The organism is Prevotella amnii DSM 23384 = JCM 14753 (assembly GCF_000378745.1).
GTDB classification, from domain to species: Bacteria; Bacteroidota; Bacteroidia; order Bacteroidales; family Bacteroidaceae; genus Prevotella; species Prevotella amnii.
The window spans coordinates 50,540-61,870 of the sequence record NZ_KB905271.1 but is presented as its reverse complement, the minus strand read 5'-3'; the positions used below and the strand labels follow the sequence as shown (position 1 = coordinate 61,870).

13 protein-coding genes are annotated in these 11,331 nt (G+C 43.5%); 11 read left to right on the top strand and 2 right to left on the bottom strand.

Annotated elements, in window-relative coordinates; all coding sequences use genetic code 11:
* Window positions 1-170: 170 nt before the first annotated feature.
* Both F596_RS11440 and F596_RS0103890 read right to left on the bottom strand, forming a co-directional pair.
* Window positions 171-449, bottom strand: coding sequence for a helix-turn-helix domain-containing protein (locus tag F596_RS11440; protein WP_026302361.1), 279 nt, complete (start codon window positions 447-449; stop codon window positions 171-173).
* Window positions 450-464: 15 nt separating this feature from the next.
* Window positions 465-752, bottom strand: a complete 288-nt coding sequence (locus F596_RS0103890; RefSeq protein ID WP_019035929.1) for a helix-turn-helix domain-containing protein — start codon at window positions 750-752, stop codon at window positions 465-467.
* 431 nt (window positions 753-1,183) lie between these two features.
* Between F596_RS0103890 and F596_RS0103880 the strand changes: the two genes are divergently transcribed.
* From F596_RS0103880 to F596_RS0103830, 11 genes are all read left to right on the top strand, one after another.
* A complete protein-coding gene (locus tag F596_RS0103880; protein ID WP_019035927.1) occupies window positions 1,184-2,467 on the top strand; it encodes a virulence-associated E family protein in 1,284 nt (427 codons plus the stop codon).
* Window positions 2,468-2,687: 220 nt separating this feature from the next.
* On the top strand, window positions 2,688-3,650 hold the full coding sequence (locus F596_RS0103875) for a toprim domain-containing protein (RefSeq protein ID WP_019035926.1): 963 nt from the start codon (window positions 2,688-2,690) through the stop codon (window positions 3,648-3,650).
* A gap of 4 nt (window positions 3,651-3,654) precedes the next feature.
* Window positions 3,655-4,122, top strand: coding sequence for a DUF3408 domain-containing protein (locus F596_RS0103870; RefSeq protein WP_019035925.1), 468 nt, complete (start codon window positions 3,655-3,657; stop codon window positions 4,120-4,122).
* Between the two features lie 359 nt (window positions 4,123-4,481).
* A complete protein-coding gene (locus F596_RS0103865; protein ID WP_019035924.1) occupies window positions 4,482-4,913 on the top strand; it encodes a plasmid mobilization protein in 432 nt (143 codons plus the stop codon).
* A complete protein-coding gene (locus tag F596_RS0103860; RefSeq protein WP_019035923.1) occupies window positions 4,897-5,955 on the top strand; it encodes a relaxase/mobilization nuclease domain-containing protein in 1,059 nt (352 codons plus the stop codon). Before F596_RS0103865 ends, F596_RS0103860 begins: the two co-directional genes overlap by 17 nt.
* Before the next feature lie 351 nt (window positions 5,956-6,306).
* A complete protein-coding gene (locus F596_RS0103855) occupies window positions 6,307-6,657 on the top strand; it encodes an NADH-quinone oxidoreductase subunit A (protein WP_019035922.1) in 351 nt (116 codons plus the stop codon).
* A complete protein-coding gene (locus F596_RS0103850) occupies window positions 6,648-7,517 on the top strand; it encodes an NADH-quinone oxidoreductase subunit B (protein WP_019035921.1) in 870 nt (289 codons plus the stop codon). Before F596_RS0103855 ends, F596_RS0103850 begins: the two co-directional genes overlap by 10 nt.
* A gap of 14 nt (window positions 7,518-7,531) precedes the next feature.
* The gene (locus F596_RS0103845) at window positions 7,532-9,109 is read left to right on the top strand and encodes an NADH-quinone oxidoreductase subunit D (protein WP_019035920.1); all 1,578 of its coding nucleotides are present in this window, start codon (window positions 7,532-7,534) and stop codon (window positions 9,107-9,109) included.
* A gap of 46 nt (window positions 9,110-9,155) precedes the next feature.
* Window positions 9,156-10,253, top strand: a complete 1,098-nt coding sequence (nuoH, locus tag F596_RS0103840) for an NADH-quinone oxidoreductase subunit NuoH (RefSeq protein WP_008450485.1) — start codon at window positions 9,156-9,158, stop codon at window positions 10,251-10,253.
* Between the two features lie 8 nt (window positions 10,254-10,261).
* Window positions 10,262-10,795 carry a 4Fe-4S dicluster domain-containing protein gene (locus tag F596_RS0103835; RefSeq protein WP_008450277.1) on the top strand — a complete coding sequence of 178 codons (534 nt, stop codon included), beginning with the start codon at window positions 10,262-10,264 and terminating at the stop codon, window positions 10,793-10,795.
* 5 nt (window positions 10,796-10,800) lie between these two features.
* Window positions 10,801-11,331 (top strand): NADH-quinone oxidoreductase subunit J family protein, encoded by a 531-nt coding sequence (locus F596_RS0103830; RefSeq protein ID WP_008450305.1) that lies wholly within the window; start codon window positions 10,801-10,803, stop codon window positions 11,329-11,331.

Below are 11,331 nucleotides of genomic sequence, written 5' to 3'. Positions count from 1 at the left end.
CTAAGCATGTCCTCTAAAGAAGAGAACATAGAGAGCTGTTTGGATGTACGTTTAAGCATAAATATCTGCAAGAATTATAATGTAAAGGTACAAAAACTTGCAGATATTTGCAAATAATTTATAGCATAATATACTATGAATCAGATGAATATTAGGCTTTTAAGGGTGGACTAATTATCTAAAAGCCTCTCCAAGTCTGATTCCTTATAAAGTATCTTCCCTGCAAACTGTGTATAGGGTATAATCTTTCTGTCCCTATAATCCTGCAAGGTGCGAGGGCTGATATACAGCCTTTCGCACACTTCCTTGCCTGTGAGGAAGTGCTCACCACCAAAGAGCGGCTTGTGTGTCTGTGACACTTCCCTGATTCTCCTGTTCACACTGTGGATAGCGGACAGCACCACCTGCATATCGTCCGTGTCCATGTTCAAATCTCTAATTGTTTCCATCTTTTCATTGTTTGTCTATTTGTTGTTCTTGGTTTTCTCTGATTTTGTCTGTAACAATCGCTCCACGTCCTCACGCTTATAATAGCACTTGTGCCCGATTTGTGTAAACGGCAGCACGCCCGTATCACGATAATGCTGCAAGGTGCGCTTGCTGATATTAAGCTGCCTACACACATCACCGTTGTGCAGCCAATCGGTGTGTCTGCTCGGTTCTCCAAATGCCTTGTGGCAGGTTTGGGCAAGAGTGAGGATTTCGTCCCTAAGCATCGCCCATTGTTTGTCGGTAATGATAAAATATCCCATAGTGTTATATTGTTTTGTTTATATTTTCCTTTTGCAATTTGCTTTTCATCGCATGTTTCTGCGTGCAAAAGTATGCGCTTATTTCCAATCCGCAAAGCAGTGGGGAACAGCAGGGAAGAATAGGGAAACCAAAGGAAATGCGGTTATCTTTCTTACTATTCTGTAGTTCCTTATCTTCCTTTTTCCTAGGTTTGTTTTAGTCAAAGCAATACAGTGCAGATTGGAGCAAATAAGTACATACTTTTCTTGTAGTATTTCTATACTTGCTCCCTTATATTAGCCTGAAATCCTTATTTTCCTGCTTCTTCCTGTCAGAAATCCGTGAGAAATTCATTGCCAATGAGTGCAACATTATGCAAGCATGCTCAGATTGCTTGGAACATTGACATTCTCGCCGTAACTTCACTCTTGGAAACCAAAACGGGTAAACAATGAAAAATGAAGCAGATAAAAGCAGAATGAAAACAACTGGCAATTCTACCGAACGCAGGGGAAACACCTCCAAAAACAGCGAGATAGAAACCTATCTCCGTGCGCACTATGCGTTCAGGTATAATACCGTGCTGGGCAGGACGGAATACCGAAGCAGTAAAGATGCAAGCAATCGTTTCACAAAGGTTGGACGCTATGAAATCAACTCTCTCCGTAGGGAACTTGACTCCGACATTGGCATCATTACATCGTCCGACAATCTCTATTCCATCATCGAAAGCAGCTTTTCGCCACGCATCAATCCTATACAGGACTACTTCAAGGCTTTGCCAACGGTTGATGCCTCAGAAGTGCTATACAAGATAGAGATAAACCAATGCGCCATCGCCAATCTTGCATCGTGCGTTACCGTCCGTAACTCCGAGAAGTGGCTGACGTACCTTACCAAATGGCTGGTTGCAGTGGTTGCCAACGCTATGGATGACCGTGAATGCCGTAACCATACCTGCCTTGTACTGACAGGAGAACAAGGTAAGTTCAAGACTACCTTTCTTGATTTACTTTGTCCTCCTGCCCTTCACGGTTACAGCTACACAGGAAAAATATATCCGCAGGAGAAAGACACACTTACCTATATTGGTCAAAACCTTATCGTAAACATTGACGACCAGCTCAAAGCCCTCAACAAGCGTGATGAGAATGAACTCAAGAACCTCATCACCTGCCCGATGGTCAAATACCGTATGCCTTACGACAAGTATGTGGAGGAACACCCACACTTGGCGAGTTTTGTAGCATCGGTAAACGGCAATGATTTTTTGACAGACCCGACAGGAAGCAGACGATTTCTACCCTTTGAGGTGCTTGCCATTGATATTGAACGAGCTAAAGGTATTTCTATGGATGCAGTCTATACCGAAGCGAAAGCCTTGTTAAACGCTGGCTTCCGATATTGGTTCAATGATGACGAGATAGCGGAGCTATACAGGGAGAGTGAGGACTTCCAAGTGCAGACCGCTGAAATGGAACTCCTGTTGCGCTGCTTTGAGAAACCAACAGAGGACAATCCTCATTGTGCTTACATGACCACTACCGAAATACTCGCTTATTTAGGTGTTTATACGCATCAACCTTTGACACTCAAACGTATGGGCGAAGCACTCAAAAGGGCTGGCTTTGAAAAGGTAAGCAAGAGGCGTGAGGGTTGTAGTCCTGTCTATGTGTATAAGATTAGGAAAATCCACCCCTGCCCACTGGTAAATAGCTGTAGTAGTTTGATGTAGTAGCGTGAGTAGTATAGTTGTTTACTACAACTCATACCTGAATATCAATTACTTACAATTAAACTATATGTAGTAAGAAGAAAGTGAAAAAAGTTTTTAGGGGAAAAACTTTAGGAAGCAAAAAAGCATCAATGAAGTTTGCGCTATCAGCATAATCAAAATATAATCCGATATAAAAATCAGAATGAATAAATGTTCAACCAATAACAATAAATAAACAATGAAAGAAGAAGATTTATCACGCATTAAGCGATACCCCATAGTGGAGTATCTTGAAAGGAAAGGTATCAAACCAGTGCGCAGCACACCAGCCTATGCCCTTTACCATTCACCGCTTCGTGAAGACACGCATCCAAGTTTCAAGGTGGACACAGAAAAGAACCTTTGGATAGATTATGCCGAAGGCAAAGGCGGAAGTATTATCGACCTTTGTGTGCGGTTAGAAGGCTGCACGCTGTTGGAAGCCATCCGCCTATTGGGGCGGAACGCTCCCGATTATACTGCTTGCAGTTCTCAAAAGGCAGACAGGGCAATGAAAAGAAGTAGCAAACCTATGGCATCCCCAAGTGGGGCAAGAAGACTGACAGGTATATCAGACACCTTGCCACCCCACTTGCAGAAATACCTCACGGAAGAACGCTGCATCAACATAGAAAAGGCTATGCCCTTTCTGCGTTGTATCAGCTATGAGGTAGGAGGTCGCCATTACCAAGCTATCGGCTTTGCCAATCAATCGGGAGGTTATGAGCTTCGAGATAACGGTATGTTCAAGGGAACAATAGCACCAAAGGACATTACTCCGATATTTACGGACAGAGTTGATCCTGTCTGTATATTCGAGGGATTTATGGACTTTCTATCCTTTCTTTCAATGAAAGAAGAATTTACCAACCACTGTCTTGTGATGAACTCCGTAAGCAATGTAGCGAGGAGCATCCGCTACCTCAATGAAAGACAGGTGTTTTCTATTCGTACATTCTTTGACAATGATGAAGCAGGACGCAGAGCTACGGCAGATTTCGTGAAGGCAGGTTTTAAGGTGGAGGATATGTCCGTGCATTACAGGGACTTCAAAGACCTCAACGAGTATCACGTCCATAGGGTACGTGAGAAACTAAAACGACAAGGACAGATGCAAGGTAAGTCTGTTAAGATGAAACAAGTTAAACATAAAATGAGATAGAAAAATGGAAAAGAAGAAAACAACAGAGGTAGAGTATGACCTTTCATATTATTTAGGTGGTAACGAAGAAGAACTGCTCGGAAGAAGTAGCCAGCAGCACTCAAAGATGACACGGAGCGGTAAGCCATCAGAGGATGTCGAGCCATTACAGAACACAGAGGTATCACGGTGTACCGAGCTTTCACACGAAACTGAACAAGCAAGGCTGCCAGAGAATGCACCCGTTCAGAAACGCATCAGTGCCAAAATGAGAAAGGAAACGCTTGAAGCCTACAAGCAAGCCTATCTTTTACCTGCCAAACTCAGTAATAGGAAGGCTGTCTATCTGAGCAAGGAAACACAGGAACGTGCAGACCTTATCGTGCGAAGATTGGGCGACAGGGGCAGCAATCTTTCAAGTTTCGTGGAGAACCTCGTGCGCAGCCATTTAGATGAGTACGGAGAAGATATAGAGAAATGGAGGAAACTGTAAGCACGAACAAAAGGTGAGGGTTTCAAAAAAAAGTGATGACCTTTTTGTGCAAAACCCTCAACCCTTTCTCGGAAAAATGAATACCATATTCTTGACCCAATAATTGAACGGTGGGAATGCCACGAACGCAGTTAAACATGGAATGTCGTGCATTCGATTTCAAGTAAAGAAACGCTTCGGGCGTTATCGGCTTTTTCACTGACATTGCAAGACGTCAGTTTGTACCCACAAACTGCTCTTGCTCCCCTTGTTAAATTATCGGGGAGATTAGACCATAATCACTCCGTTCTCATCGGTCAGCGTTCAGGAATTAAGCAGCAATGAATCATCCATAATGATTAACTTTCAGAGAAACTTATATGAAAAAATACAGAAGAAAAGCTACCCAATGGCAGCAGCAGGACAATGAAGAAAAACAGATGAACAAGACGGAGTTCATCAAGGTTAGGTGTACTTTGGAGGAGAAGCAGCGCATCAAGGCAAAGGCAGAAAGCACAGGGCGGAAGTTCTCCGAGTACTGCCGTGAGATACTTTTGAATGGTGAAGTGGTAGCCGTTCCCAAGATGACCGATAATGAAAAGGAAGCCATTGCCGTACTCCACCGAACGGGAATGTACTATGCACAGGTTTCCAACCTCATCAGGATAAAGGACGAGTCATGGGTGTCGATAACCAAGAACCTTTCGATATGTGCCAAAGAAGCATTTAAGCGTTTTTTCGACCCTCACTTTCGCATTGGTGACGATATATATAAGGTCTTAAATCTGCCGAGGTATGATAGGAAAGTGTAAGGCGATAGCACACGGAAGTACTGCATTGGACTATATCTTTAGAGAAGGCAAGCTGGGCAATCGGCTTGCCTTCCATAACCTTTGTTGCAGAGAATCAAAGGCTATTTACGAGGAAATGAAGTTGGTCAGCGATTACAATACCAGATGCAGAAACAAGTTCCTGCGCATCGAAATCGGCATTGCGCCAAAGGACGAGAAGAAACTATCAGTTTCTGAACTTGCCCAAATAGCCCATCTGTTTGCCAAGAAAATGGGGCTTGACAACCACCAATGGGTGGCAGTAACGCACAAGGATACCGACAATAGACATATCCACATTATCGCCAACCGCATCAGCCTATACGGAGAAGTCTATGACACTACCTTTGTAAGCAACAAGGCTGCAAGGATTACAGAGGAAATCAGCAGGGAGAAAGGCTTGACTATTGCAAAGGAAGTCAAAGCAGAAAGGAAGCATCAGAAGGCGAAAGTAAATCCCACGAGGGAACAGACCAAGCAGCAGGTTCAGAAGATTTGCTATGCCCTACTTGAAAAATACAAAGGCACAGGTATCACGGGACACTCCATGTTCCTCTACGAGCTGAACAGGCAGGGAATAACCATAGAGCGCATGAAGAACAAGCAGGGCAAGGTCTATGGCTTGAAATTCTCATACACAGGACAATCTTTCAAGGCATCGGAAATCGGCAGGGAATTCGGCTACCACTCCTTGCAAAGAAACTTTGAACCAACAAACAAAGAAGAATTTAAGAAACCACACCACACAATACAAGAACCGACAGAAAAGAACGAACAGCCTGATACAGGCTATCAACTCGTATCCAAAAGCTGTTCCTCTATCTCACGAGACAATGACACACCACAAGTGCAGAATTCTATTAGTACAGTGGCAGACACCATTGTTAGTGCAGCCGATGAAGTTGTGGAAGGGTTAGGCGATTTGATTACACCATCCGCACAGGGCGATGATTATGCCGAAGCAGCATGGCAGCGCAAGCTCAGATACCAAGCGAACAGAAAGAAACGAGGGAGAAAACTATAAGCCATACGAGTTTACAAAAAAACGCAAAACAAAGAATTTCTTAGCATAAACGCTTGTTATTCGGTAACAAAGTATTATCTTTGCAGACAGAATAACAAGCGTTCTTTGTTAGGCAGAAAACAGCAACACCAAGTAGTTCGCTCGTTTCCAAATCGTTACCTATTCAGTTTAACAAACAAGGTAACTTCTTTATTTCCAATTAGTTGTATTTTAGAAATCATCTTTGCAAAGTGAATATTACATTTTTACTATATTTTTTTATTCTTTAGAGAATTTATTATTACCTTTGCGGTGGTTATGAAATCGAGACAAGGTTAATTTATTAAATAAAAATTATAGCTATATAAATTTATGTATTTCACACTATTTGTTACCGTATTGATAACTGCTGCTTTTTTGGTAGTGGCTGCTTATGTCATTGCCAAGCTGATAGGTCCGCGGTCTTACAGTCCGATAAAGGGTGAGCCTTTCGAGTGTGGTATTCCTACGTATGGTCAGTCTTGGCTGCCTGTGCATATAGGTTATTACCTCTTTGCCATTCTTTTTCTTATGTTCGATGTAGAGACGGTGTTTCTGTATCCTTGGGCGGTTGTTGTTAAGTCATTTGGGCCTTTAGCGTTATTTACGATAGGGTTCTTTATGTTGGTATTAGTATTTGGCCTTGCTTATGCTTGGCGGAAAGGAGCGTTAGAATGGAAATAAGAAAGCCCAGGATAAAATCGCTTCCTTATGAAGAATGGAAGGACAACGAAACTCTTGACAAGATGGCTGCCGACCTTAACGATGGTGGTACTAACCTTGTTTTGGGCAATTTGGATCAGTTGATAAACTGGGGTCGTAGTAATTCGTTGTGGTCTCTTACCTTTGCTACATCTTGTTGTGGTATCGAGTTTATGTCTGTGGGCTGTGCCCGTTACGACTTTTCCCGTTTTGGCTTTGAGGTAACTCGTAATTCTCCTCGTCAGGCAGATCTTATAATGTGTGCCGGTACTATTACTAATAAGATGGCTCCGGCTCTTAAGCGTTTGTATGATGAGATGGCAGAGCCTAAGTATGTTATTGCAGTGGGTGGCTGTGCCATTTCTGGAGGTCCGTTTAAGAATAGTTATCATGTTATGCGTGGTATAGACGAGATTATCCCTGTAGATGTTTATATACCGGGCTGTCCTCCTCGTCCTGAGGCTATTATCTATGGTATGATGCAGCTTCAGCGTAAGGTAAAGATAGAGAAGTTTTTTGGAGGTGTCAACCATAAGCAGACCTCTTCAGAGCGTGAGCTTGGTGTAAGTAATGCTACGCTTATTTTTAAGGATAAGCTGGGCATAGACCCTCTTGAGATAAAGCAAAAGCGTGAGGCAGCTTGGTTAGAGGAGAACGGCTCTAAGGCTAAGCCTGTAAGAAAGCCAGTAGCAGCAAAGGCTGCGGCTCCAGAGGCTAAGCCTATAAAGAAAGATACTATTGTGGTGGATAAGCCTGTAACTAAGCAGCAGGTAGAATCGCTTGGTAAGGAGATAGATGAGCTTAACTCTGTAAGTAAGCCATCGGATACTAATAATAAATAAGGTATATAAGGAAGATGAAATTAGAAAATAAAGAATTTGGCTTTGATAGTTTTGCCCTTGAGATGGCAAGATTAAAGAACGAGAATCATTTCGATTACCTTGTAACTATTGTTGGTGAAGACTTTGGTCAGGAAGAGGGCTTAGGCTGTATTTACATTCTTGAGAACACTCTTTCGCATGAGCGTATATCGGTAAAGCAGATAGCTAAGCAGATAGATGAGGATTATGTCGTTCCTTCTGTCATCAAGCTATGGGCAGATGCCGAGCTGCTGGAGCGCGAGGTGTACGACTTTTTTGGTATTAAGTTTTTAGGGCACCCTGATATGCGTCGTCTGTTTTTGCGTAACGACTATAGTAATGGTTACCCTTTGCGTAAGGATTTCGATAAAGATCCTACAAAAAACCTTTATACCTTAACCGACGATGTAGAGGTGGATACCACTTTGGAGTGGTCGTTAGATGGTAGTGGCAATCTTGTTTCTACAAAGCATTCGCTCTTTACCGATGACGATTATGTGGTAAACTTTGGTCCGCAGCACCCTGCCATGCATGGTGTGCTACGTTTGCAGACAGTCTTAGACGGTGAGACCGTTAAGCGCATCTATCCCCATCTTGGGTATATACATCGTGGTATAGAGAAGCTTTGTGAGGAGTTTTCTTATCCACAGACACTGGCTCTTACTGACCGTATGAACTATCTTTCGGCTATGATGCACCGCCACGCTTTAGTGGGTGTAATAGAGGAAGGGCTTGGTGTGGAGCTTTCGGACCGTATAAAGTATGTCAGAACCATTATGGACGAGCTTCAGCGTATAGATAACCACTTGCTCTATACCTCATGTGTGGCTCAAGACCTTGGTGCGCTTACCGCTTTCCTTTATGGTATGCGCGACCGTGAGCATGTGCTTAACGTAATGGAGGAGACTACCGGTGGACGTTTGATACAAAACTACTATCGTATAGGTGGTTTGCAGGCAGACATCGATGCTCACTTTGTAGATAATGTGAAGAAGCTCTGCAAGTATCTTCGCCCTATGGTGCAGGAATATCTCGACGTCTTTGGCGATAACGTCATTACTCATAAGCGTTTGGAGAAGGTGGGATATATGAGCCGAGAAGACTCTATAAGCTACGCTGTAACGGGTCCGGCAGGTCGTGCAGCAGGCTGGAGAAACGATGTTCGTAAGCATCACCCATACGATATGTATGATAAGGTGGACTTTAAAGAGGTAGTTTTGACCCATGGCGACTCTATGGATCGTTACTATTGCCATATAAAAGAGATTTATGAGAGCCTTAACATCATAGAGCAGCTAATAGATAATATCCCTGAAGGCGATTTCTATATTAAGCAGCGACCTATAATAAAGGTGCCTCAAGGGCAGTGGTTCTTCTCTGTGGAGGGAGCCAGTGGCGAGTTTGGATGTTATCTCGACTCACGTGGAGATAAGAGTCCGTATCGTGTTAAGTTCCGCCCTATGGGTCTTACCTTGGTGGGTGCTTTGGATAAGATGTTGAGAGGCGAAAAGGTAGCCGACCTGATTACCAACGTAGCCGCTTTAGACTTTGTTATTCCAGACATCGACCGTTAAGGAAGAGGTATAAAAAAAAGTAAATAATTAAGCATAAAATCATATAATGTTCGATTTTAGTATTATAACAAAATGGTTTGATGCCTTGCTAAGAGTAACGCTGGGCTTAGGCAATTTTTCCTCTACCCTGATAGAGTGTATTGTAGTGGGGCTGATAATCCTTACGGCTTATGCTGTGCTTGCTATTGTGCTTATCTTCATGGAGCGTAAGGTATGTGCTTACTTCCAGTGTCGTATAGGTCCGGTGCGTGTGGGCTGGTGGGGCACATTGCAGGTGTTTGCCGATGTATTGAAGATGCTCATTAAAGAGATCTTCTCAGTAGATAAGGCTGATAAGCTGATATATTTTATAGCGCCTTTCTTGGTTATTATAGCCTCGGTGGGTACATTCTCGTTCCTTCCCTGGAACAAAGGTGCTAACATTCTCGATTTTAACGTAGGTATATTCCTCGTTACAGCTATTAGTTCGATAGGTGTAGTAGGGGTGTTCCTTGCTGGTTGGGGTAGTAATAACAAGTATTCTGTGCTTTCGGCTATGCGTGGGGCAGTGCAGATGATTTCTTACGAGCTCTCTTTGGGCTTGTGTCTTATCTCTGCCGTTATCCTTACGGGCACGATGCAGGTATCTGGTATTGTGGAAGCACAGACGGGTCCTTGGCAGTGGCTCATCGTACAGGGACATATACCTGCCTTGCTGGCATTCTTGGTGTTTTGCATAGCAGGTAATGCAGAGGCTAACCGTGGTCCTTTCGATTTGGCAGAAGCCGAGAGCGAGCTTACCGCAGGTTACCATACAGAATATTCTGGTATGGGTTTTGGCTTTTATTACTTAGCAGAATATCTTAATCTGTTTGTAGTCTCGGGTATTGCCACTACAGTTTTCTTAGGAGGCTGGGCACCTTTAAATATAGGTATCGAGGGCTTCGACAGTGTAATGAACTTTATTCCGGGCATTGTCTGGTTCTTGGGTAAGACGTTTGTAGTGGTGTTCCTGCTTATGTGGGTGCGCTGGACTTTCCCTCGTCTGCGTGTAGACCAGATCTTAAAGCTCGAATGGAAATATTTAATGCCCCTGTCGCTGGTCATCTTAGTCTTAATGACGGTGTGTGTAGCCTTCGGCTGGACGTTTACTATTAATGCTTAAGAAGAGATATGGAAGAAAAGAAAGAATCATATTTCGGTGAGGTTGGGAGTGCTCTAAAGACACTGGCTACCGGCTTAAAGGTTACGATGAAAGAATATTTCACACCAAAGTCGACAGAGCAGTATCCAGAGAATCGTAAAACAACCTTACACGTTGCTGCACGCCATCGTGGGCGTTTGACGTTTATCCGCGATGAGGAAGGCAACTATAAGTGTACTGCTTGTACCATGTGTGAGAAAGCTTGCCCTAACGGAACTATCCGCATCTTGTCGCAGATGGTTACCAACGAGGAGGGCAGGAAGAAGAAGCAGCTTGTCGATTATCAGTACGATTTGGGCGATTGCATGTTTTGTGAGCTGTGTACAAATGCTTGCGGCTTCGGTGCTATCGAGTTTACAAACGACTTTGAGAATGCTGTTTTCGACCGTTCTAAGCTCGTTCTTCATCTTGATAAAGAAGTTTATACCGGAGGGTCTTTGCCTAACATCATTGATGGCGGAGCCGACTGGGAAGTAGGAACCTTTAATACCAAAAAGAAATAAGCCCTATGGCACAGATTATTATGTTTGCGGTTTTAGCCGTAGTAATATTGGCAGCAGCCTTTTTCTCGGTGCTAACCAGTAGGATTATGCGTGCAGCAACGGCGTTGTTGTTTGTGTTGTTTGGTGTGGCAGGAATGTATTTTTTGCTCGACTATACCTTCCTTGGTACTGTGCAGATAAGCATTTATGCCGGTGGCATTACCATGGTATATGTTTTTGCCATTCACCTTGTTAATAAGCAGACCCTTCGTGGCTTGTCAGAGCGTTGGCTCGGTAAGCGTACGTTCTTAGCCGCTGGGCTTGCCGTGGTAGGCTTTGTGGTAGTGGCAGCTGTGTTTTTAAAGAACGAGCTACTAAATGCTGTAGTGTCTTCATCGGTAAAAGGCGAGGTGCCAATGCAGAAGATAGGCACAACGCTTATGAGTGCGGATAAGTATGGGTATGTGTTGCCCTTCGAGTTTATATCGCTCTTCTTACTGGCTTGTATCATAGGCGGGCTGGTTATATTAAATAAAAAAAACAAAAAGGAGGCTTAG